23 protein-coding genes and 2 tRNA genes are annotated in these 22,497 nt (G+C 63.6%); 7 read left to right on the top strand and 18 right to left on the bottom strand.

What is annotated here, in order from left to right; genetic code table 11:
* The first annotated feature begins 306 nt into the window (after positions 1 to 306).
* The 4 genes from V5A38_RS09260 (at position 307) to V5A38_RS09245 (ending at position 8,049) form a co-directional block, all read left to right on the top strand.
* Positions 307 to 1,560, top strand: a complete 1,254-nt coding sequence (locus V5A38_RS09260) for an MFS transporter (RefSeq protein WP_332325475.1) — start codon at positions 307 to 309, stop codon at positions 1,558 to 1,560.
* 488 nt (positions 1,561 to 2,048) lie between these two features.
* Complete coding sequence (locus V5A38_RS09255; protein WP_332325474.1) at positions 2,049 to 5,204, top strand: tubulin-like doman-containing protein; 3,156 nt, start codon at positions 2,049 to 2,051, stop codon at positions 5,202 to 5,204.
* The gene (locus V5A38_RS09250; RefSeq protein ID WP_332325473.1) at positions 5,201 to 6,640 is read left to right on the top strand and encodes a hypothetical protein; all 1,440 of its coding nucleotides are present in this window, start codon (positions 5,201 to 5,203) and stop codon (positions 6,638 to 6,640) included. The genes V5A38_RS09255 and V5A38_RS09250 overlap by 4 nt, the downstream gene beginning before the upstream one ends.
* Before the next feature lie 2 nt (positions 6,641 to 6,642).
* Positions 6,643 to 8,049 carry a hypothetical protein gene (locus V5A38_RS09245; protein WP_332325472.1) on the top strand — a complete coding sequence of 469 codons (1,407 nt, stop codon included), beginning with the start codon at positions 6,643 to 6,645 and terminating at the stop codon, positions 8,047 to 8,049.
* Positions 8,050 to 8,398: 349 nt separating this feature from the next.
* Here the strand turns inward: V5A38_RS09245 and V5A38_RS09240 are convergent.
* The 3 genes from V5A38_RS09240 to V5A38_RS09230 form a co-directional block, all read right to left on the bottom strand.
* Positions 8,399 to 8,483: transfer RNA gene (locus V5A38_RS09240), tRNA-Leu, on the bottom strand.
* Positions 8,484 to 8,584: 101 nt separating this feature from the next.
* Positions 8,585 to 9,244 carry a helix-turn-helix domain-containing protein gene (locus V5A38_RS09235; RefSeq protein WP_332325471.1) on the bottom strand — a complete coding sequence of 220 codons (660 nt, stop codon included), beginning with the start codon at positions 9,242 to 9,244 and terminating at the stop codon, positions 8,585 to 8,587.
* A 127-nt stretch (positions 9,245 to 9,371) separates the two neighbouring features.
* Positions 9,372 to 9,557, bottom strand: coding sequence for a hypothetical protein (locus V5A38_RS09230; protein ID WP_332325470.1), 186 nt, complete (start codon positions 9,555 to 9,557; stop codon positions 9,372 to 9,374).
* A 356-nt stretch (positions 9,558 to 9,913) separates the two neighbouring features.
* Here V5A38_RS09230 and V5A38_RS09225 point away from each other — a divergent pair, with 356 nt between their 5' ends.
* Complete coding sequence (locus V5A38_RS09225) at positions 9,914 to 10,477, top strand: DUF420 domain-containing protein (RefSeq protein WP_332325469.1); 564 nt, start codon at positions 9,914 to 9,916, stop codon at positions 10,475 to 10,477.
* A 539-nt stretch (positions 10,478 to 11,016) separates the two neighbouring features.
* Here the strand turns inward: V5A38_RS09225 and purF are convergent.
* The 7 genes from purF to V5A38_RS09190 form a co-directional block, all read right to left on the bottom strand.
* On the bottom strand, positions 11,017 to 12,459 hold the full coding sequence (purF, locus tag V5A38_RS09220) for an amidophosphoribosyltransferase (RefSeq protein WP_345786280.1): 1,443 nt from the start codon (positions 12,457 to 12,459) through the stop codon (positions 11,017 to 11,019).
* A gap of 285 nt (positions 12,460 to 12,744) precedes the next feature.
* Positions 12,745 to 12,921: a 50S ribosomal protein L37e gene (locus V5A38_RS09215; RefSeq protein ID WP_332325467.1), complete on the bottom strand. Its 177-nt coding sequence runs from the start codon at positions 12,919 to 12,921 to the stop codon at positions 12,745 to 12,747.
* Positions 12,918 to 13,148, bottom strand: coding sequence for an LSM domain-containing protein (locus V5A38_RS09210; RefSeq protein WP_332325466.1), 231 nt, complete (start codon positions 13,146 to 13,148; stop codon positions 12,918 to 12,920). The genes V5A38_RS09215 and V5A38_RS09210 overlap by 4 nt, the downstream gene beginning before the upstream one ends.
* A 61-nt stretch (positions 13,149 to 13,209) precedes the next feature.
* Positions 13,210 to 14,013: a succinylglutamate desuccinylase/aspartoacylase family protein gene (locus V5A38_RS09205; RefSeq protein ID WP_332325465.1), complete on the bottom strand. Its 804-nt coding sequence runs from the start codon at positions 14,011 to 14,013 to the stop codon at positions 13,210 to 13,212.
* A 107-nt stretch (positions 14,014 to 14,120) separates the two neighbouring features.
* Positions 14,121 to 15,149 carry a M20/M25/M40 family metallo-hydrolase gene (locus tag V5A38_RS09200; RefSeq protein WP_332325464.1) on the bottom strand — a complete coding sequence of 343 codons (1,029 nt, stop codon included), beginning with the start codon at positions 15,147 to 15,149 and terminating at the stop codon, positions 14,121 to 14,123.
* A gap of 57 nt (positions 15,150 to 15,206) precedes the next feature.
* On the bottom strand, positions 15,207 to 16,013 hold the full coding sequence (locus tag V5A38_RS09195) for a GNAT family N-acetyltransferase (RefSeq protein ID WP_332325463.1): 807 nt from the start codon (positions 16,011 to 16,013) through the stop codon (positions 15,207 to 15,209).
* 31 nt (positions 16,014 to 16,044) lie between these two features.
* Entirely contained in the window at positions 16,045 to 16,539 is a 495-nt protein-coding gene (locus tag V5A38_RS09190; protein ID WP_332325462.1) for a DUF309 domain-containing protein, read from the bottom strand.
* 100 nt (positions 16,540 to 16,639) lie between these two features.
* Here V5A38_RS09190 and V5A38_RS09185 point away from each other — a divergent pair.
* Positions 16,640 to 16,723: transfer RNA gene (locus V5A38_RS09185), tRNA-Leu, on the top strand.
* Positions 16,724 to 16,867: 144 nt separating this feature from the next.
* On the opposite strand, the gene V5A38_RS09180 is transcribed toward V5A38_RS09185, so the two are convergent.
* From V5A38_RS09180 to V5A38_RS09145, 8 genes are all read right to left on the bottom strand, one after another.
* The gene (locus V5A38_RS09180) at positions 16,868 to 17,476 is read right to left on the bottom strand and encodes a HemK2/MTQ2 family protein methyltransferase (RefSeq protein WP_332325461.1); all 609 of its coding nucleotides are present in this window, start codon (positions 17,474 to 17,476) and stop codon (positions 16,868 to 16,870) included.
* Complete coding sequence (locus V5A38_RS09175; RefSeq protein WP_332325460.1) at positions 17,473 to 17,595, bottom strand: hypothetical protein; 123 nt, start codon at positions 17,593 to 17,595, stop codon at positions 17,473 to 17,475. The genes V5A38_RS09180 and V5A38_RS09175 overlap by 4 nt, the downstream gene beginning before the upstream one ends.
* Positions 17,596 to 18,492, bottom strand: a complete 897-nt coding sequence (locus V5A38_RS09170; RefSeq protein ID WP_332325459.1) for a 16S ribosomal RNA methyltransferase A — start codon at positions 18,490 to 18,492, stop codon at positions 17,596 to 17,598. It lies immediately after the preceding gene.
* Positions 18,493 to 18,557: 65 nt separating this feature from the next.
* Positions 18,558 to 19,187 carry a DUF655 domain-containing protein gene (locus V5A38_RS09165; protein ID WP_332325458.1) on the bottom strand — a complete coding sequence of 210 codons (630 nt, stop codon included), beginning with the start codon at positions 19,185 to 19,187 and terminating at the stop codon, positions 18,558 to 18,560.
* A 216-nt stretch (positions 19,188 to 19,403) separates the two neighbouring features.
* Entirely contained in the window at positions 19,404 to 19,760 is a 357-nt protein-coding gene (locus V5A38_RS09160) for an RNA polymerase Rpb4 family protein (RefSeq protein WP_332325457.1), read from the bottom strand.
* Position 19,761: 1 nt separating this feature from the next.
* Positions 19,762 to 20,055 (bottom strand): 50S ribosomal protein L21e, encoded by a 294-nt coding sequence (locus tag V5A38_RS09155; protein ID WP_332325456.1) that lies wholly within the window; start codon positions 20,053 to 20,055, stop codon positions 19,762 to 19,764.
* A 112-nt stretch (positions 20,056 to 20,167) separates the two neighbouring features.
* The gene (locus V5A38_RS09150) at positions 20,168 to 20,989 is read right to left on the bottom strand and encodes a PQQ-binding-like beta-propeller repeat protein (RefSeq protein ID WP_332325455.1); all 822 of its coding nucleotides are present in this window, start codon (positions 20,987 to 20,989) and stop codon (positions 20,168 to 20,170) included.
* A complete protein-coding gene (locus V5A38_RS09145; RefSeq protein ID WP_332325454.1) occupies positions 20,986 to 21,111 on the bottom strand; it encodes a hypothetical protein in 126 nt (41 codons plus the stop codon). The genes V5A38_RS09150 and V5A38_RS09145 overlap by 4 nt, the downstream gene beginning before the upstream one ends.
* Positions 21,112 to 21,226: 115 nt before the next feature.
* Between V5A38_RS09145 and V5A38_RS09140 the strand changes: the two genes are divergently transcribed.
* Positions 21,227 to 22,399, top strand: coding sequence for a cystathionine gamma-synthase (locus V5A38_RS09140; protein ID WP_332325453.1), 1,173 nt, complete (start codon positions 21,227 to 21,229; stop codon positions 22,397 to 22,399).
* Positions 22,400 to 22,497 lie beyond the last annotated feature (98 nt).

Here is a 22,497-nt window from a genome sequence, read left to right as displayed (position 1 = left end):
GTCGAGTCGCACCGAGCAGGCGACTTGGCTGAACGGCAGCCGGCCGCTCTTTCGACTCTCTCAGTTCCGTTTTCTTTCGATGCTGCCTCAGGAGCTGTAGCGCCGTCGAGTCATTCTCGGAACGCAATTGAATCGGTGGCCGGTGCTGGCGCTGTCCGCTGTACTCAGTACCGGGTTCCGAACAGCTCCAGCGGGTTTCAGTAGGCCTATTCATCACGAGCGCTCGGTCGGAGAGTATCGATTGCCTGGTCTACGCCAAACCAGTAACGTCATGTCGACAATTCCGCATAGTGACTGACAGGAGTCGTGTCCAACCAGGAACCGTCAGTCGAGTCGTACGTGCTGCTCGCCGTTGCAAGCGCCGGCTATTTCCTGTATACGTTCTCGTGGTTCTCTCTGGCCGCGTATCTCGTTCCGATAATCGAGGACTTGGGACTCTCGAGCACCCAGGCCGGGGTGGTTACCGGTGCCGTCCAACTCAGCTATATCCCGCTCTCTTTGGTCTCCGGTCTCGCAATCGACCGGCTCGGTTCACGGCAGTCACTCAGTGTCGGCCTGTTCGTGATCGGAATCGGGCATCTACTCCGAGGCGTCTCGACGGCATTCACGACGATTCTACTCCCGACACTCTTGTTGGGTATCGGCGGAACTGCCATCACCTTCGGATTGCCAAAACTCGTTTCGGAACTCTTCCCGCCCGACCGGTCCGGGACGATGTCCTCGGTGTATATCGTCGGTGCAACTCTCGGTAGTGCGACCGTCTTTGCAACCGGGCGATCACTCGTCGGACCGCTCGTCGGCGGCTGGCGGCCCTTCTTCTTCTACACCGGCGTGGCTGTCGTCGCATTCGCCGGCCTGTGGACTGTCGTTTCAGGCCAGCTCTGGGGTCGCGTCGAGACGTTCTCGACACGCGGCGACGACCAGTCGTTCTCGGTGTATTCGATGCGGAGCGACCTCGCTCGCGTTTTCACACACTACGGTCTCTTGCTTCTGGTCGTCATCGGGACCGTCAGACTGTTCATCACGCACGGTCTCTCGAACTGGCTCCCGACGATCCTCGAGACGCGTGGCATGTCGCCGACGCTGGCGGGGACGATAACGAGTCTGTTTATTCTCATTCGTGTTCTCGGAATCGTCGCTGTTCCCGCCATCTCCGATCGGTACGGGACCCGTCGGCTCCCGATCATCGTCTCTGGGCTTGCAGGGGCAGTTGGGCTGATAGGGCTGATCGTCGCGAGTCGTCCCCCAGTCCTTCTGCTCTCGCTCGCACTCGTGGGGACCTTCGTCATCGGCGGACTCTCCCCACTGATTCGGGCGATTCCGATCGAACTGGACGGTATCGGCCCGAGTCTGACCGCAGTTGCGACCGGACTGATTTTCACAGTCGGAGAGGTCGGCGGGTTCGCAGGCCCGTTTTTGATCGGGCTCTTGCATGATATCACCGGATCGTTCACGCCGGCGCTCCTCCTTCTCGCCGTCGCGAGTCTCCTCGCAGCCGTCGCGGGGTTCCGTATGGATGAACCAGCCAGTATGGAGCGTTCGTCAACGGGCCCGGACTGACGTGCGTTCGTTCCGCCGATGGTGCCGGTTGCTGGGAGACCACTGTGCAGGGGCACTACCGCAGGGTTGGGACGAGTGGTACATTCTTCTCCATGATGATGGGCCTCGGTGGCATGGTCGGGTGGCGGTCGCCCTTCTTGCTGTCCCTCTCGGTACTCCCCGTCACAGGAGCAGTGTTCGGCTGGTTGGAGGAGTTGCCGACCAGCACCGATGACGCCGCATCCGAGGATGGTGACGACGATGGGTCCGTGTGTGAGCTACTCAGCCGGATCCAGCACCCACGTGGGTTTGCGATCCTCGTGGCGAGAGCGCTCTATTGTGGGCTTTCTCATCGAAGCGCTGTAACATACACACGCTTCCCGTTCAAAACGGACAATTTTGTCAGATTAGCCAGACGATAATCCCGATAAGCGGTTAATAGCTAAGGAAATAGAACTGATTGTTTTCTGAAACACACTCCAATGAGACTACCAGACAGGGTCTTCGCTGTGGGTGGTGCAGGAAAAGAAATTGCGTTCACGCTCTTAGAATCGGACTGGGTAATCGAAGACATCCTCCAACCTCGACCGAATCCCCAGTCACTGACCGTCTCCATTCTCGATACTGCTCTTGGTGAGCGAAACAGTGACAGAAACCGCATCCAGGAGATTCGAACTCGAATCTCCGAGGTGAAAGACGAACTCCGGGAGGAGAGCTCGAACCGTATTGGAGATGTCGACATCGAATACAAACTCATTACGGAGGATATCCAGCTCAGTGGCAGTATAGACCTTCTCGGAGACGATGCAGTCCCCCGAATCGCTGCAGGGAACGGGATGAACGAGGAAGACTGGTGGTTACAAGAGCAACATATCAACGAGAATCTTGATTTTGCTCGGGGTGTCGTCAGGAAACGGGGGCTCGGGAAGGGGATCTACTACAAATCCTACGCCGAAGACGACCAGATGAAGACGTTCATCGACTTGCCAGAGAAAGGGAAAGTCGCCATTCTCATGGGCCTTGGGGGTGGGACGGGATCCGGTGTTCTTGCGGATCTGGCGAGTGAGATTCAGTCTCGACAACGCACGGCCGAAATCACGCTCTTTGGCGTGCTTCCGAACCACACCGAAGGGATCAAAGAGAACACGAACGCCTTTGCCGCGCTGTCCGAACTCGAATATCTCAGCCTGACCAACCAGAACCTGTTCAAGGACTGTGTTCTGCTCCCAATCGACCCAACTGGATTCGACGGGAAGACCGGCAATCGCATCCAGACTGGGGAACTGCTCAACGAACTCGACGAGGCGATCGTCTATCTTCTCGCATCGTACTACAACACACAGAACCTGGAGGACCCGTTCGCGTCGAGTCCCTCCTATGCACCCTTTACGATCGGAATTCCCCAGATTCTCCGATATAACGTTGAAGCGATTACCGAGGGGCGCGACGCGCTTCGTGACATCCTCGATCAAAAAGAAGCATCGATGCAGGCAGAAGACGAACTCTACACTGCCGTCGGTCGGTTCCTCGCCAAGCAGTACGACGAGATTACTGACGAGGAGACCGGACTCCGTGATCTGGACGAAACTGACCTCACCGAACGCATCGAGAAAGTCGAGGAGTTACTCGCGTTCGAACTCTTCCACGAACTCGAGTACGAATCCGTCTCGGTGTTCTCCGAGATCGTCTCCGACGCGCGGAACGAGGGAGACGACATCACCGAGCAGATCGAGATCATCCTCGGCTCGATCCGCGCCGTGGATACGTCGAGTGGGTCGTTCGTCGACAATATCGACGAACACCTGGCGGAGATTCTCGAAACCGATCTCCAACTCATCGCCCAACGGAAGCGCCGCTTCGAGCAACGGAAAGCGATCGACGACAACAGAATCCGTGATACGATCGAATACCTTCTCGGCGCCGGAAGCGGCAGCGTCAATCCGGGGGTGAAGATGCAACGCCTCGACGCGGATCTCGATGAGTTAGAAGAGAACCAGGACCGCCTCGAGGAAGAACTGACGGAAACGACCGCGGAACTCGAGCGCCTGCGCAACGAGCAAGCCGAAGAGATCGACCGCAACGTTACGACCCTGCTCCGACAGATCGAAGCGACACTCGGGACGCTCAACGAGATAGAACAGCTCTCGCTGGAATCTGACCTCACCGGTCTGGAGGCGGCAGTCGATGAATACCGGACTGCGATCGTCAACGCGGATACGCTCGAGGCGGTCGAAAACGTCAGTGCCGACCCCCTCGAGAAGGTGCTCGATGAGATCGAGGGGAAGCTCGACCACATCGGGGTCGATTTCCAACAGGATCGCCAGGACATCCGGAGTTCACTGGCCGACCTCCGAAAAGCCCGCATCGCGTTCCTGGAGATGCACCAGGAGACCACGCTCTTCGAGCGGCTCACGCCGTGGACGAGTTCGACTGAGGAGACGCGCGAGCAAGCACACAAGGATTATCGGATGCAGAAGAACAAACTCGACTCCCGTGGGGTGTTCTCCCTCGGGACTCCGAGCACGTTCGACGTGGAGATCGAATTCTCCCCGGAGTATCTGCTCTCGGACGTCGACCATCGTCGCAACGCGCTCGAGTCGGAGATCATCGAGGCGTTCACCGAGCATCTCGAAGAGCTCACCGCCGGTCTCGAGGAGGATCTTCGAGTGGAACTCCGCCATGGCGCTGATACCGAGACTGTCCGTGAGATCGCGGGTCGTGCGTTTCAGCGGGAGATCGAGGGCACGGAGACGGTCGAACAGCGCAAGGAGGAACTCGAAACCGCGATGACGGAGACCCGGGAAAAGCGCCAGACCTATCAGGCGACCATCGACCTCTTCCAGAACATCAACCACCGCCGCGACGCGTTCACGGAGAACCTGGAGGCGTTCAATACGGCGCGAGCCGAGTACGACGAGGATTCCTCCCGAACGGTGTCGACCGCTGACGACGACTACGTCTACGTCAAGAACGTTCGCCCAGTGGACGTCTTTCGAGCGACCGGCAGTGCGGATATCGCGGCGAGCGAACTGTTGAAGAACCGGGGGGAGAGTCAGCGCATGCGAACCCATCTCGAGGAGCTCGCCGGGAACGCCCGCAACGAACAGTACACCGGGCTGGCCCGCCGCAAGTTCAGCAAGGGTCGATCTCGGTACGATGACCTCAAAGTGCGGGTGGCGGTGTTGAGCCAGGCGATCGAACAGATGGATCCCGAGGCCCTCGACTTCGAGGACATCTTCAGTGGAGCCTTCGACCTTGGCGCCAGTGGAAAACGCGTCAACAGCCCGTACACGAGCTGGCAGCGCGATGTGGGTGGGCCGTGGGACATCGGGTTGGCGGTTTTCATCGATGGCGTCTTCCTCGACAACCTCCGGAAGATGGTGCAGGCGGAGGGCTACGCCAGCGGCTACCAGCGACGGCGAGAAACCCTCGGCGACGACATCCTGGTCCACCACAGTTACGGCCTCGATCAGGGGATGTACGTGCGTCGGTCTGACCTCCTGAACATCGAATCTGAACGAGATGTCGAGTTCTTCCTGCGAGACGACCGAACGATAACCGAGGAACTCCTGGAGAGCTACATCGAACGGGTTCAGCTCAGTGCAGGTGAACAAGCACGGGACGGGCCAACGGCGCCCTCACAGCAGAAAGACGATTCAGAATGAACGTCATCGTGACGGTTCGGGAAAACATCGAGAAAGCCAAGCTCGGCGCATACTTCGCCGTGATGCTGGTGCTGACGGCGCCGCTCTCGTCGATGTGGGGGCGGGCCTGGCAAGAGGCCCACATCGTTCGCAGCGTTCTCGCGCTCCGCCGCCTCATCGGACTGACGCTCGAAGAGGTGAGTGTCCTCGTTTTCGGCGTGTTCATCGGCCTCCTCACCCTGATGACGATCGACCCGAAGAAGCGCTGGCAGGCAGTGTTGCTGTGGCTTGGCACCCTCATCTCCCTGTTCGCATTGCAGTCGATGGGACTGTTCCTGCCCGAAGTCAACTTTGTCCAGAGTTGGCAGTGGCTGTTTGGCGGGGTCGTTGCCGGCGTCGTTACCGGAGGAGGTAAGAAACTCGTCCCCAGGAACAACCCTGAGGCATGGGAGTTTCGGCGTGCGGCGCGGTACATCTATCTGTTCGTCTTCGGTGTGACCATCCTCGCGTTGCTCGAGTACCACATTCGCTACTCCGACTTCCTCCTCGTCACGGGTTCTCAGGCCGCTATTGTCCCGCCAGACCAGTTTCAGGTGACGTTCGTTCAGGAGAACCTGGCCTCACACATTCTGGTGTCCGGACTGTTCCTCGTCACTCTCCGCCAGTTCGTCAGATACGACGCCGAACAGCGCTTTTTCGTCCTCGGGCCCAGACAATCCGGGAAGAGTCTCTTTCTCATCGGCGCGTACCTGCAGGGTCTCGAACGCTCCCGAACCGAAGAATCACATACGCCGATGAATCCGAGTCAGGACCTCATGGAGATGGTCGAAGAACTCGACCGGATGAACGCAGACTGGCTCCTCGAATCCACCAACCCTGGGGAGGTGAAACAACTGGACTTCCAGTACATTCACGGAACAATCTTTCCGAAAAACGTCCAACTGACGGGGGCGGACTACGCTGGCGAGTGGCTCAACAAGCTCCCTGACGTGCTGACTGAGGCGGTGCCACTCGACGAGACTGACGATGTCCTGGGAGCGTTGGTCACAAACATCCGCGCCGCTGATACCCTGATTTTCCTGATCGATGTCGAAAAGTTCGTCGACAACGAGCCACTCGAAATCTCCGAGTATTTCAGTATCCTCCAGTCCGCGAAAGGCAAAGGCGTCCTGCTTGTGGCGACCAAATCGGACCACCTCGCGGAGGAGTTTCAACAGGAACGCGGACTCGAAGCCCACCGCTACTACGACGATTTCAAGGAGTATGTCAACGAGCGGCTCCGCCAGAGTGAACAGGTCGAAAGCCTCGTGAGCGAGACCGCCGGGTCGGAGATTCACCCGGTGTACTATCAAACGCGAGTGAACGAAGATGGAGAGCGCGTGCCGATTCGGGATGAAAACGGCTCGGTCACGACGGTCGGCTTCGACCGACTCCTCGAAAAACTCGGACGGTGGTAAGCATGCCGCAACTCACAATCTACACCTCGGAAGGAACCAAGTACGACGGGCAGTCAACGACGCAAAACGACCGGATTCAGCGCTTCTTCCTCGAACGCGTCCGGTTCGCCCTCGAAACCGGTCAGCAGCTGACCATCTACTGTTTCTTTCGGGCACGAGAATCTGAGAGTGGCCGGTCCGAACAGTTCTACGCGAAATACGAGACCAAATCACGCTCGCGGCTTTTCGACTCGTTCAAACAAGCCCTCGAACGCCGCGTCGAACAGGAGCTTGGCATGACGCTCGTCACGGGCCTGGACGATGTCCGTGTTTACGACACGCTGACTGACACGACGGATGAGGCGCCTGGTGATCGGTATGATCACGATGCAATCGATGCGTTGCTTCGGAACGGCCACCGACTTTCCTTCGGTGTCGGGAGTCACGAGTCGGCACTCGCCACCCTGAACGCCTTCGTCCAGAACGGCAATGCCGGCTTCGGGGCGATCGTCGACGACGCCGCGAACGTCTCGCTTGATACGTTCGACCTCCTCGTCGAACCGGGCACCTATCGCGGCTTACAGCCGCTCGGGGACACCGCCGAAAAACTCGAGACCTGGCGCGCCCAGGTCGAGGAGGAATACATCCAGAAGACGCTCACGAATATCGAGAAGGACCTACGAACGCTCCAACAGCGAACCTCGATCAGTAGCGCGGAACTCGGCAAGCGATTGCGCCGACAGTTACCGATGCTATCGACAGCCACTGCGTCGGGAGCGACCGGCGACGAACAGGCGGATACGTACAAACAGGGAGCTGCCATTTTCGGTATCGTGGTTGGGGTACTGGTCTTGGGCGTTATTGCGACCTACGTCGCATCATCATTTGGGCTATCCGTCCCCTTTGCATCGGTACTGTCATGGAATGATGGCGGTGGAGAGACTGCGGGAGCCGTCCCCACCCCGACGATTGAGGCCCCCCAGAACAACTCGACGCTCGAATCGTCTTCCATTACTGTCAGGGGGAATGCGTCGGTCGACACCGTCTTGGTCACACTCGAGTCCCGGGGCCAGACGATTCACGAGAAAAACGTCACTGTCACAGAAAATTCCTTCTCGGTCGAGTTGGCTGCCAACTCGTCGGGAACGTACACTGTTCAGGTCACGCCCGCGAACAACACGTCGGCAGCTGCGACTGCGACGTTCACGGTCCAGTTACCACCAGAGGAGACGGCCACAGACGAGCCGACAGCCACCGAACCCCCGACGAACGCGACTACAGACGAGCCGACAGCTACCCCGACCCAGACGAACACGTCGACGTCGAACACGAGCGCCAGCGTGGTGCAGCCACACGCCCAGCCTCGGCGGCCGACCACGGCAGTCATCCATCAGCGAAATCGCGGAGCACCGCGCCGAGCCAAACCGTAATTATCAGGGGCCCGAGAAACTCGATGGGCCGAAGCCACGCACCAACAGACTCGGCGACGAGTCGAAAGGCCTGCAAACAATGGCCGATGACAGCGGCCAGGCTCGCGACCAGGCCCTTCGTGCGGGTGGCGATTGGCCCTCAGGACAACTCCTCACCCAAAGCGTCGTTGCCAGACCAGCGACGATAGATAGTGCTCAGATTCGGTCCTGCGCTTGCGCTCCTCAACGAGACCGACGTCCGCTGGGGAACGGACCGGGCACCAGCGGTGAACCGAGAGAAAACGCTTCCCGGCTCGGACGAAACCCGGTATCGACAAAACTGGCTGGGGGAGTTACACTGTACGGAAAGTGCGTGGGACCGGATTTGAACCGGCGGACCTCTACAGGACAGCGCCCTCAACGCTGCGCCGTTGGCCTAGCTTGGCTACCCACGCTCAGGTACACTTTCTGCATTCAGGTGTTCCGCTCGCCCGAGTAAAAGCCCTTCCATTCGTCCCCGTCTCAGTCGGGCGATAGTGCCCGAGGGGTCTCGGCGTTACGTCTTCCGGTCGGTATTGGACTTCAGCGTCGCCTCGATGAGCGTGTTCAACCCTCGCCGGAGCCGCTCGTTCACCGCCTGGTCGGAGATGCCCAGTTCCTCGGCGATCTCGACCAGCGTCACCTTCCGCGGCACCTCGAAGTAGCCGGCGTCGTAGACGCGCTCGATGAGCGAGTGCTGTGCCTCGGTCAGCTCACCCACTTCGATCGTCTCCGGCTCGATGGGATTGTAGAGGCTCTCGACCGTCAGGTCGATATCCTGTTCGCGGCAGTACGTGTGAAACTCCGAGAGGTCGTGTGAGTCGGCGAACCGCAGCTGGAAACCCCACGACTCGGCGTCGCCGCCGGCCTCCTGTAGGATTGCGTCGTGGTCCACTATCGTCTGGATGAACGTGTCAGCGGACGGGTCCCACTCCGCACGATAGAGGCGTCGGCCGTCTAGCTCGTCGATGACTTCGAACTCGGACAGTTCGGGCTCGTGCTCGAGTACGGCGTCGAACAGCTCTTTGTTTTCACCGACCACCCAGAAATAGGGGATGGCTGTGTTCCCCGTCGGGATCATCTTCTCCAGTTCGACAGAGAGTCCCGGCGCCTCCTGTAGCGCCCGTCCGAGAATAAAGTCCTCCCCGGGAATGGAGAACTCGACGATAACGCTCACTCGAAGGCTCCCCAGTGTAGGTGTTGCTTAGAGTGCATATCCCTCATTACTTTGGACTTCTAAGTGGTGGACGTGGGTAACAGTTTGGGTGGATACTCAGGACGTTTATCAGTAATGCTGTATCCCGTCAGTCGTCATCGTCGTCGTACTGAACTCGGGTGATTCGTACGTCCCAGTGGAAGTTCCCGTTGCCGTCGATGCTGCATTTCCAGGCGCCCTCGGGGTCGGTGCCGTTGGTGTACGCGCGTTCGATGAGTTCGGTGAGCGCCTCACTGAAATCCGTCTCGTCGTCTGGAATGAATGCATCGGACATGATATCTCAGTAGTCCCAACACAGGGATCAGGTGGCATTAAGGAGCGAAACGGTCCTCATCGGCGGCTGACGGACGCAACCGCGGGTTTCCATCCACTTGGGCTTATATCGTGTATCCGTCCAGGTTCTTCCCACTCGAAACCCTATCGCTTCGAAAATACCCTTGATTCCCAGGGAAAATTCCGGTAGCCTTGGGTGAGACAGTCTGGCCGATGGTGTTGGTGGGATACAGCCCGGCCGAAACCGTGTCGCGCCGGTTCGGTGGAACCGACCAGGGCGTGCCTCGCCAGCCGCCTGGCCTCCGTTCCGTTGGTACGCTTCCGGGCGTTTATCCCCTCTCGCACCCACCTTCGGACATGAACGTTCGTGCCCGCGTTCGCGAGCACGTCGCCGCCGTCGCGACTGCGATTTCGGCCGTCTCGCTCGCGCTGGTGTTCGCCGCGGCCCTCCGGGTCGTTCCTGCCGGGCGCCTCCCCCGGGCGCCGTCGGCTGTCGTCGAGGCCATCCCGCATCTGAACGCCGCCATCAGCGTCGTGGCGCTGGTCGTCATCGTCGCCGGCGTCCGGGCGATTCACCAGGGGAACGTCGAGCGCCACCGGATGCTGATGGGGACCGCCTTTGGCCTGTTCGCGCTCTTTCTGGTCGGCTACCTGTACCGCGTCGCGCTCGTCGGCCCGACGCCGTTCCCCGCGACGGGGGCTCTGGAAACCGCGTATCACGTGATTCTGGGCGTCCACATCACGCTCGCGATCGTCTGTGTCCCGCTGCTGTTCTACACCCTGTTGCTCGCGTGGAGCCATCCGATCGCGGAGATCCCAACGACGAACCACCGCCGCGTCGGCCGGATCGCGGCGCCGCTCTGGGCCATCTCGTTCGCCCTCGGTGTCGTCGTGTATCTGCTCGTCTACGTCGTGGTGTAGCGCCGGGCCCGGGACCAGTTCCTCGCTCACGCACCCCACCGTGGCTCGGGAGGTTCGGCCCCCCAGTCGGGGCAGAAGACGACCGTTTCGCCCCGGGCGCCGCCAGCCGTAACCAGCATCTCCGCTCGACCACAGGGCCGACAGCTGCGGGTTGGCTGCTCTCTACCGCAGTTCGGACAGGCGAGCCGCACCTCGCCGTCCTGTCACTCCGGCGAGAGCCCTCACCGCAGTCCGGGCAGTCGAGTGGCATCCGAACTGCGTCCCTCCCCGTCGGAGCCACGATCGCGAGCACGACAGCCACTCTGGCGTGTCTGTTCGCGCCGGTCTGGTACTCGCCGGGCACGAACCGAACGGCCTGACCCTCACTGACGACCATCGGTTTCGAGAGCGTCTCCGACGTGGGTGCTCACGTGTTTGCCCGGTTCGCCTCGTAGTGATTACGGCGAATAGGTTCATCGACGGTGTCGAACGCCGCCGGTTCTGGGGCTCCCATCACCGACGCGGATGGTCACGGCGGGACAGACTCGCAGTAATCACTATCAGTCGTCCGCTGGGACATCGGCTACGTCGGGGCGAGAGACGTCCCGGTCGCTCTCCTCACCCTCGATGTCGTAGGGGTACTCCCCGGTCACACAGCCAAGACAGAGATCCGCGCGGGACTCGCCAAGCACCTCGGCGACGCCGTCGACGGAGAGGTAGGCGAGCGAGTCGGCATCGATGGCTTCCCGCACGTCCTCGCTGTCGCCGCCGGCGGCGATGAGTTCGTCGCGGGACGCCATATCGATACCCATGTAGCAGGGCGCGATGATTTCGGGTGCGCCGATGCGGAGGTGGACCGCCTCGGCGCCGGCGTCTTTCAGCAGCGAAACGAGCTGTGTCGAGGTGGTCCCCCGGACGATGCTGTCGTCGATGAGCGTGACCGATTTCCCCTCCACCGTCGAGCGGATTGGGTTGAGCTTCAGCCGGACCGCCTGTTCGCGCTGGTCCTGGCTGGGCATGATGAACGTCCGCCCGACGTAGCGGTTCTTCATCAGCCCCTCGGCGAACTCCGGCGCGTCGTCGCCGATGGCCTCTGTGGCGGCGTCGGCGTAGCCTGACGCGAACGCGCGCCCGGAGTCAGGCACCGGCATCACCACGTCGCTCTCGGTGCCCGACTCCTCCCAGAGCCGGGCTCCGAGCCCCCGCCGGGTGTCGTAGACCAGCGAGTCGTCGATAACCGAATCCGGCCGGGCGAAGTAGACGTGCTCGAAAAAGCAGTGGGCGGTGTTCTCCTGCTCGATGAGTTGGTAGCTGTCGAAGCCCGAGCCGTCCGGCTCCAGCAGAACCAGTTCACCGGGTCTTACGTCTCGCAGGAGCTCGCCGCCCAGGGTGTCGATGGCGGCGGACTCGCTGGCAAGCACGTAGCCGTCGTCGAGTTTCCCGATACAGAGCGGGCGGTTCCCTTGGGGATCCCGAACGCCAAGGACGGTCTCGTCGTGCATCACTGTCAGCGCGTAGGAGCCGTGGACGCGCTCCATGGTGCGCTTGACCGCCCGGACCAGGTCTTCATCGAGCAGGTTGCGTGCGAGGTCGTGGGCGATGACCTCCGTGTCGCCGTCGGAGGTGAACGCGTGGCCCTCGGCGGCGAGCTCGTCGCGGATCTGGTCGGCGTTGACGAGGTTGCCGTTGTGTGAGAGCGCGAGCGACCCGGAACGGAAGGAGACAGTGAAGGGCTGGGCGCAGGCCTTGTCGACGCTGCCCGCAGTCGGATAGCGGACGTGGCCCACACCCGTCGAGCCCTGGAGCTCCTCGATATCGCGCTCGTCGAACGCCTCGCCGACCAGCCCCATCTCGACGTGGTCGTGCTGTTGGAACCCGTCGTGGGTGACGATGCCTGCCGACTCCTGGCCCCGATGCTGGAGGGCGTAGAGCCCGTAGTAGCAGGGGTGGGCAGCCTCGCGCTCTTCGAGTGCGACGCCAATGACGCCGCATTTCTCGCGCATCCCGTCACCGCCGGCCGGCCCCTCGGCCGAACCCGTGTGCATGGATACTGCTGGGGGTTCAGGAAGTAAAAATCCCCGCTATCGTGCCTCATCTCCACTCCCGAGGGGCTGAGTAATACACGTTTGTGTATTGTGGCCGCGGCCGTCGATATCGACGTGTATCGGCGTCGTTAGCGCCGCGGCTCCTTGATCGCGGTCAAAAGAGCCGTCGCTCAACTGTACAGCACCGAGAAGACTGCTTGCGCGCGAGCGCCGACGTTCAGGAGAGAGCGACCGCAGAACTCGTTAGTTGTCGCCAGCCTTCGACTGCCACTCGTAATCTCGACGCTTCGCGCTCTTCCCGAAGCCACACGAGGAACATTCCTTCTTTTTCGTGTGGTAGGACTTCTCGCCACAGCGGCGGCACTTCGTATGCGTCGTGTTGTTCTTCTTCCCTTGGGATGGCGTTCCTGCGCCGGTCATAAACTTACTGAAACCACGTTGTCTCCACGGATAATCGTTGTGTTGTCCACTTCCACGACATCGAGTTCGCCGAGAAGCTCCGCGCTTGCCTCGGCCGCTTCGAGCACGACGTTCATGTGCTGGTCGTAGCCCGCGAGCGTACCGTAGAACGAATCCCCGTCTTTCAGGTGGACCGTTACCGGCTCTGCGAGCGACTCCTCGAGAACGTCGAGCGGGCGTCCACTCATGTCCAGCAAGAGCCCGCTTGCGGAAATAAACGTACCGAAGCGGAGCTGCCACGCGGGCGGCTTACTCCAGCGTGCCGGCGGCCGTGGCCGCGTATCCGAATATCTCGTCGTAGCCCTCCGCCGAAAGCAACACCGGGTAGAACGGCTCGTCGGCGGTGAGCGCCTCGCCGTCGGCGATCGCGAACCGCTCGCCGGCTTCGACTTTCTCGAAGTTCGGGACCACTACGTCGTACGCTGTCCCCGGTGGTTTCGGGATCGGGCCGTCGAGTCGGAACACCTGCACCTCGCTGCGCTCCGGGGTGGTGAGCCGGTCGTCCGACAATGGCCCCGGGAGCACGTTGGTTGCGGCCAGGAACGCCCGAAGCAGCCAGTAGGCGTTCTCGGCGGCCTGGTCGGTGCCCTGGAGCCCGCACTCCACCTCGATCGTATGGGCGTGTTCGATGAGCCGACCCTCGGTGTGCTCGTCGGTCTCGATGACCACGTCGGTGGGGAGCAACGGCGCGATCGAGCGCGCGATCTCGTCGATGGTGTCGATGACGACGATGGGTTCGGCGTAGGACTGTGTGGAGTGGAGCGCGAGTACCGTACAGCCCTGGATCTCGCGGGCGAGTTCGTGGGCGAGCCGTGACTCGTGGCTCCCGGCGTCGAGGTCGCCCGGGAACGCGCGGTTGAGGTCCTCGTCGATGAACCGTTCCTCCTCGTCCAGTGCCTCCTCGTTGGCGATGATGAGCTTCACAGGCCGGTCGACGGCTGGTTCCTCGGCGAGGAGCCGCTCGACCGCGCGCACCCCGCAGGGTTCGTCGCCGTGGATGCCGGCGACGACGGCGGTCTCCGGCTGACCCTCCCCCAGCTGGTGAATGTGCATATCTCCGTGGAGGCCACGGATGCTGAAGAAGGAACCGGCTGCGACGGGGCGTTCCGCTATCGGGCGGGGCCGCGAGCGCCCCACTGGGGGTCAGTTGTCCGCTCTGGTCAGTCGACCAGCTCGCCGGTGCGTCCGAGTGCCGCCGCGAGAAGTTCGACCGTGGCGTCGAGGTCGTTCTGATGGGCCGTCTCGACCGGCGAGTGGTGATAGCGCACGGGAATCGAGAGCGCGCTGGCGGCTACCGCACCGCCGTCGAACTGGAGCGAGCCGGTATCGGTGCCGATATTCCAGGCGACCTCGCGCTGATGGTCGATCTCCTCGTCCTCGGCGACGGCGGTCAGCCAGTCGACGACGTCGGGGCTCGGCACGACGGAGGCGTCCTTGCGCTTGATGCCGACGCCGGCGCCGAGTTCGCTGATACGGTCGGCCTCGTCGACACCCGGCACGCCGCGTTCGAGCGTGCCGTCGAGCGCGATGGCCAGCTCCGGGTCGAACGCCTCATCGGTGGCGATCGCGCGTGCGCCCCGGAGACCGACCTCCTCCTGGACGGTGGCACAGAAGTGGACTGTCGCGTCGGGTTCGGTCTGGCGCGCGGCCGCGAGCATCGCGTAGACGCCTGCGCGGTCGTCCAGTGCCTTCCCGGTGACACAGTCCCCGAGCTCCCGCGGCTGGGTGTCGAGGGTGACGACGTCGCCGACGCTCACCTGTTCAGCCGCCTCCTCACCGTCCAGCCCCAGGTCGATGGCGACGTCCTCGATATCCTCGAACTCGTCCTCGTCGCGCGTGTGGGCCGGCTCGGCGCCGATAACGCCCGGGAGCGTTCCCACTTCGGTGTGGACGGTGACTGGCTGGGCACGGAGAATCTGGGCGTTCCAGCCGCCCAGCGATGCGACCTGGAGGAAGCCGTCCTCGGTGATCTGGGTGACCATGAAGCCGATCTCGTCGATGTGGGCGGCGACGACGACCTCGCGGTCGCTGTCCGCTTCAACCGTGCCGACGACGTTCCCCATCGGGTCCGTTTCCAGGCGGTCTACTTCGGGTTCGAGCGCCTCCCGAACGACGGTTCGGACGGCGTCCTCGTGGCCGACGGGGCCCTGTGCGGCCGAGAGGTCGAAGAGAAGTTCGCGGTCGTGCATACCGCTGCCTGCGTGCCTGGGGCAAAGGCGTTATGGGTTGGGACAACGCCCTTCGGCTCAGGGGAACCGGGCGAACCGCCAGAGCAGGTTGTTCCTGACGAAACCCAGCCCCTCGTAGAAACCGCTGTTCCCCTCGGTGGCACAGACGACCAGCCGTCCCGGCTGAAGGGGACAGTGCTCGACAACCGCCGCGACCAGTGCGGAGCCGATGCCCTGGCCCTCGGTGTCGGGGTGGACACCGACGTGGGTGAACCGCGCGACGGCGTCATCACCGTCGTTGTGAACGTACCAGCCGGCGACGCCCACTGGGTCGCCACGGCGATAGCCGACAAGTTCGGTGCCGTCGAGCGCCCGCGCGATATCGGCGGCGTAGGCGATACCTGCGGGGCTCCGGCCGACTGCTTCGTGGACTGCCTGGGCGTCATCACTGCCGTGGGATTTCGCCTCGATTCGGAACCCTGGCGGGCCGTCGGGCGGCTCGTCGAGGAGGTGAGGGACGAGCGCCCAGTAGAGCTCCCGGTCGTAGCCGCGCTTCCGCAGCACCGGTGTGAGTCTGGCGAACGTCTCGCGGTCCACGCCGGCGAGGATGCGGTGGTCGAAGCTGTACTGGTCGTAGAGCGAATCCAGGCGGTCCAGCAGCGTGAGCACCGTCGTGTCCTCGCCGTGTTCGGCCGCGCCGGGAGCCTCGTCCGGGACCTGGGCGCCGCCATCGCTCGGGAGGCGGGCGTCGACCAGCTGGGTCGCCGGTGCCCGGTGGGCGTGTGCGGCGTCGTGGACGAACACGCCGAACTGCGTCTCGGTGACCGTCGCCAGCACCCGACGTTTGGCGTACTCCGCGGCGGCGACGCGCTCTGGGGGGATCACGAGTTCCCCTCCGGGGCGGCGAAGGGTTTCATCAGTCGAGCGCTTCGGCGTATTCGTAGTCCTCGGCTCGCGCGTCCGGTCGCGCCCCGTCCAGTTCGATCTGCCAGCCCTCCAGAACGGGCGGATGGTCGAGCGCCTCCGCGAGCGTCGTCCGCACGTCGACGACGTCGACCCCGTAGTAGTCGTTCGGGACGCCATCGAGGTACTGGAGGGCCGTCTTGAACAGGCTCCGCATCCCGTCGTCGTTCTCGAAATCGAAGTGCTTGTACGCACCCGCCGCGACCTGGACCATCCCGTGGAGGAACGCACTCTCCTCGGTCCCGCTGCCGTAGTTGTACCACTCGATTTCGAAACAGTCGTGTGATTCGTGAAATGCGCCAGCGTTGAAGAGGCGGACGCCGTGAATCACCGCTCGGCGAAGGGTTCCGTGTTCCCAGCCGTTCGAGACGGCTCGGTCCTGCTGCCACCCGCTCGGGTTGCCGGAAATCGGCGGTCCGACGGTGTGGTCCCGGGTGTGATCGCCCATTACCCGGTCGCAGGGGCGGCAGATGCCTGAAAGCTCCGGTGCGTACGATCGTCGTGAACCGGAGCGTTAAACCCCGATGGCTCACTTCCACCGACTGTGTGCGAGGGTAGCCAAGCTCGGAAACGGCGGCGGACTCAAGATCCGCTCCTGTAGAGGTCCAAGGGTTCAAATCCCTTCCCTCGCATCGACCGAGGCCGCCAGGCCTCGACGCCGAGGCGGCGACGCCGCCGAGGTGCAGTGCGCGCAACCACGTGCGCTGAACGATGCAGGAAGACGCTCGACGGAGCGCTCTTCCCTCGCAAAACTGTTTCAACCCGGCTTGCGACGCCTACCCGCAGGTCCGGAGCTGCGTCAGCCGCAGAATCGAGAGCGACTCGAACGGGTAGGACTCCCGGCGAACCTCCTCGTGAGTGAACCCGGCCTCCCGAATCAGGTCGATAACCTCCTCGTAGCCAGTTAACGAGGAGACGAGCAGCAGCGCCTGCCCGCCGGTACTGACCACCCGGTCGAGGTCGGCGAGGAACGGCTCGATGAGCTCCCGGCCACTCTCCCCACCGGAGAGCGCCTGCTCCATCCAGTCGTCCCACTCGTTTTCGGGGGCTGTCGGCAGATACGGCGGGTTGAACAGTACCGTCTCGAAGCTGTCGGCGGCGAACGGATCGAGCAGGTCGGCCTGGACCGCCTCGACGCCGCGCTCCCGCGCGGACCGGCAGGCGTGCGGGTTGAGGTCGCTGGCGACCACCCGTTCGGGGTCGCCCTCCTCGGCGACCGTCGCGGCGACCCAGCCCGACCCGGTTCCGACTTCGAGCGTGCGCCCGCGAGCGAACTCCACGGCGGCCTCAGCGAGCAGTGCCGAGTCCTCCGCGGGCTGGTACACCTGCATCTCGAGGCCGCGCTGTTCCGCGAGGCCGGTCACATCCCGGTTAGTATCGGTCATTGCTCCACCTCGTCGTCGCCGGCGAGCAGCGCCAGCGTGGCTATCGTCGCGACGAGCTGAAGCGGGACCGTCGGGAACGTCGACTGACTGAGGTCTGAGATCCCGCGATTACCCGGCACCTACCCACCCCCGTTCCCCCGTTCAGGGCTGTCGGCTGCCATCTCGATGCCCGGGTCCACCTCGGCGGCAAGCGCCGCCAGTTCGGCGAACTCGGTCGGCGTAACAGTCCCTGCCCGGCGGCTCATCAGCGACTCGGCGGCGGCCTCAACGACGGCGTCGGGCGTCTCCAGTCCCGAGATGTGGCCGGTGTTGCGGACGGCGTTGCGCATCGTCTTCCGGCGCTGGGTGAACAGCGCTTTTACGAATCGGAGGAAAAAGCTTTCGTCGGCGACGGTGTAGGCCGGGTCCCGTGGCCTACAGCGCACGATCGCGCTCTGGACCGCCGGCTGCGGGTCGAACGCCTCTTTGGGCACGTGTTCGACAAGTTCTACCTCGGCGTAATGCTGGGCCGACACCGAGAGCCGGCCGTACGCCGACTCGCCGGGCTCGGCGACCATCCGCTCGGCGAACTCCCGCTGGAACATCAACACCAGCGGCTTCTTTTCAGGCAACAGGCGAAACGCGATCTCCGAGGAGACGCCGTACGGGAGGTTGGAGACGCTGGCGGTGAACTCCGGGAGCGCGAGCTCCAGTGCGTCGCCCTCCAGCACGGTCAGGTGGTCCTCGGCGATCTCGTCGGCGAACTCCTCGCGGAGGAATCTGGCGAGGTCGGCGTCGCGCTCGACGACGGTGACGTGGTCGGCGGCCAGGAGCAGCCGGTCGGTGAGCACACCCGTGCCGCCGCCGATTTCGAGAAGATGCGAGCGGTCAGCGTCCTCGGGGAGATAGCCCGTGATCCGGTCCAGCACCCGGTCGTCGACGAGGAAATGCTGGTCGAACTCCGGGTTCCCACGCTTCGCTCGGCGGATGAGGGCGTCGGGGTCACGGGGGTCGCGAGAGGGCTCCGGCGCGGTCATTGGAGGCTCTACCGTGTCGCCGGCGTTAAAGCCCCCGCTCCGCCGATATCAGCGCCGGCGGCGGCTCACGACCCCGTGGTGAACGCGCGATATTTGATTTCGTCCTCGGTGAGCTCCTCCATGATCCGGTCGACGACGATCTGTTTGGGGTTGTGGAGTCCGGAGACGCGTTCCTCGAGGTCCTCGAAGCTCTCGAACGGGCCGTCGTACTTCCGGCTGTCCAAAATGTCATTGCGGAGCTTCTCGCCGATCCCCGGGAGAATATTGAGCTGGTGGAGCCGCAGTGTGAGCGGCTGGGCCTCGGTGAAGTAGTCGAGGAACCGCTGGGCGTGACGGTCGACGATCTCCTCGACGACGTACTCCAGTTCCTGCTCGGCGCCGCGAGAGAGGTCCTCGTACTGGATTTCGCGGTAGCGGCTCACGATCTCGCGGTCGGCCTCCGGGGCGACGACGAGCCGGTCGCCGATGCTCACGTCGGCATCCTCTGCCAACGTAAGTTCGAACAGGTCGAACGAGCCCTCGCCCACCGCGTAAGCGACCTCTGGTTTCTGATGCTGGGGGCGGTCGTCGTCGGGACGGCCGTAGGGAAGGTGATCGAGGACGACCGCGTACTCTTCGTCGCGGCCGTCCTCCTCGCTCTCGTCGGCGCCGCTGGCGTCCTCTTCGTTCGCTGTCTCGCCGTTGGCGTCAGTCATGCTCGCCCTATGATGGCCCGGCACTTAAGCCGTCGCCCGGCGTGCGAGGCGGTCGCTGGTTAGGGGAACGTCGAGAGAGAACTGTCGAGGCAGCCGGTGGCTGTTCATACTGCCGGACAGAAGTCAATACAGAGTTGCTCACCAGTCTCTGGCTCTCACACGAACTTGACGGCCGATTCACGGCGAGCGATGGTTGTATCGTTCTGTCCGGCAGTATCAGGCGTACTCGGCGACGATGTCGAGAATCGCGTCCAGCTCCTCACCGGAGAGCGAGTAGCGCTCCTGTGCGTACACCGACCGAAGCTCGTGCCGGTCACGCGGTAGCAGGTCGGCGACCTTGTGGGCCGTCTGCTCGTTCACTTTGTCGAGCTCCTCGAGGCGGCCCACGAGCTCGCGGGCCTCCTTCGGGTCGAGCAGCGCGAACCGGTTGACGTGCTCGATGGCGCGTGCGAGCTCGTAGCGGAGTTCGCGGTCCTCGTCGGCGGCGCGTTTCTCCTCGACCTCCGCGAGTTCGGCTTTCACCTCCGAAGCGGTGAGATACTCCTCGTCGACTTTCTCTTTGAATATCGTCATCCTACTGCTCCTGCGCGCGCAGGTGGGCTGCCTTCACGATGAGCGTCTTCTCCTTCCCGCCGTCGGTGATCTGGACTTTGAACGCCGAGCCCTGCTTGCCGATGACTTCGCCGGTGTGGCCGCTGAAGCGGGGGTGGAACCGGCCGTCGCGGGTGGACGGGTCGAGCACGAGGTGGACCTTCTGGCCCTCGTCGTACTCCGCGATGGCCCGCTGGGGCGGGGACGTACCGCGGTCACGTGGGTGGTTGGCGAGTTTCTTCCGCGTTCCGGTGGTGGGCCCGTTGGAGCTAGGCATGGTCTTGCCGTGGATTACTGCGGGTCGGCGTATAAATGGTGCGTTCTCGCCTGCCGGATGTGGGCGGTTGGCGTCCGCGTCCCGATTCAGCGGGTGGCCTCCGCGCCCCGGTTCAGCTCCCGGGCGACGCCTCGAAGGCGTGGATTTTGCTCCCCGCCGCGAGGTAGGCCCGGCTCCTCACGGGTTCGGCGGCGAATATCGTCTCTACCTGCGTCAGCGCCCCGCCACGCCCCGTCTCCGGATCGAGGGCGTAGACGGTGTAGGACGGCTCGCTAGCGTGCTCGCCGGTCATGGCAGTCACGAGCACCGCGTCGTCGGTGACCGTCGCGGGCCAGGCGTCACTCGTTCCGGGGTCGAACGTCCACCGGTGCCCGCCGCCCGGCGCGTACGCCGCCACGGTGTCCGCTCGCGTGCCCGAACGGGTGTAGAGCCGGTCGGTCGACTCGTCGACGACGGGCCAGCCGCCGGGCCGGCCGTCGCGCCACTCGAGGGTACCGTCGAGGCGGACGGCGGCGACACCCTCGCCGCCGCCGACGTAGACGATGTCGTCGGCCAGTACCACGTCCGCATCGTGGGCCTCCGGAACGTCGTGGCGCCAGCGCCGTTCGCCGTCCGGGCCGACCCCGATGACGCGGTTCCCGCCCCCGGAGAGCCCCGCCTTCTTCGCGACGGCGACGACGCCTTCCGGGCCCGGGAACAGTTCGACGCCCGGCCCTGGGAGCGAGTACGACCAGCGCTCGCCGCCAGAGCCATCCAGCGAGACGAGCCGGTCACCCGCGATGGCGTAGCTGTCGCCGTCGGCGACCGTGGCCGCGTCGACGCCGTCGAGGGTTCCCACCGCTGTCGCCTCACCGCTCGTCCGGTCGAGGCGGTGGAACTCGCTCGTCAGCGGCTCCTCCGGCGTGTCGTGGCTGCGTTCGGGGACGAAGATCACCTCGGCGTTCCGGTCGGCTCGGTGCTTGCGGGACCGCGGCTGAGACAGCCACCGAGGGCGAACAGGGTTGTGCCGAGCCCACCGAGGAGTCGTCTGCGTCGCACGTCGTCGATGGAGAGCATCGTTTCGAAAGTTAGTGAGGACTGACAAATCCTTTGTGGAGTCCGTTCCACCGAGCTCCCCACCGGGCCGTGCCGAAAGCGGAACAGTCAGGCCCCCACCGCCAGAGATGTGGGTATGAGCGACGAGGCCGACCCCGACCAGGAGCGCATCGAGACCCGTGCGATTCACGCCGGGCAGGAGCCCGACGAGGAGACGGGCGCACTGATGACGCCGATCTACGCGAACTCCACGTACAAGCAGGACGCGCCGGGCGAACACCGTGGCTACGAGTACTCCCGGACCGGGAACCCCACGCGGACGGACCTGGAGGAGAACCTCGCCGCACTGGAGGGCGGCGAGTTCGGTCGCTGTTTCTCCTCGGGGATGGGTTCGATCAACACCGTGCTCAACCTGCTGGAGTCGGGCGACCACGTCGTCGCCGGCGACGACGTCTACGGTGGCACCCACCGCATCTTCACCCAGGTGTACGAGGATTACGACCTGGCGTTCGACTTCGTCGACACCACCGACCACGAGGCGGTGCAGGAGGCGATGCAGGAGAACACGGAACTGCTCTGGGTCGAGACGCCGACGAACCCGCTGATGAACATCAACGATATCGATGCGCTGACCGACATCGCCGACGAGTACGGCGCGCTCAGCGCCGTCGACAACACGTTCGCGACGCCGATGCTCCAGCGCCCGCTCGAGCACGGCGCCGACATCGTCAGCCACTCGCTCACCAAGTATCTCGGTGGCCACTCCGACGTCATCGGCGGCGCGCTCGTCGTCGACGACCGCGAACTCGACGAGCGCATCGGATTCTACCAGAACTCCGTCGGCGCCACCCCCTCGCCGTTCGATTGTTTTCTCGTGCTCCGCGGGACGAAGACGCTGCCCGTCCGGATGGACCGACACTGCGAGAACGCTCACGAACTGGCCCACTGGCTGGAGGACCACGAGGTGGTCGACCGGGTGTACTACCCCGGGCTGGAGTCCCACCCCGATCACGAGCTGGCGGCCGAACAGATGGACGACTTCGGCGGCATGCTCAGCTTCGAGCTCAACGGGACGCTGGAGGAGGCCCGCACCGTCGTCGCCGAGACTACGGTGTTCACCCTCGCGGAGTCGCTGGGCGGCGTCGAGAGCCTCATCGAGCAGCCGGCGACGATGACCCACGCCGCGATTCCCAAGGAGGAGCGGCTGGCCGCGGGGCTGACCGACGGCCTCGTCCGGGTCAGCGTCGGCGTCGAGCATATCGAAGATATGAAGGCGGATCTGCAGGCGGCGTTCGATCAGGCGTTGTAACCAGCCACGGCGAGCGACCCGTCGCGGGCTCCGTCCCGCGACGACGGAGCCGATGCCGTGGCTGTGTTAGCCAACTCACGGCGAGCGACCCGTCGCGG

The organism is Halolamina sp. (genome assembly GCF_036626355.1).
Lineage (GTDB): Archaea > Halobacteriota > Halobacteria > Halobacteriales > Haloferacaceae > Halolamina.
The sequence above is the reverse complement of the archived record's forward strand: the minus strand, read 5'-3'. Positions and strand labels throughout refer to the sequence as shown.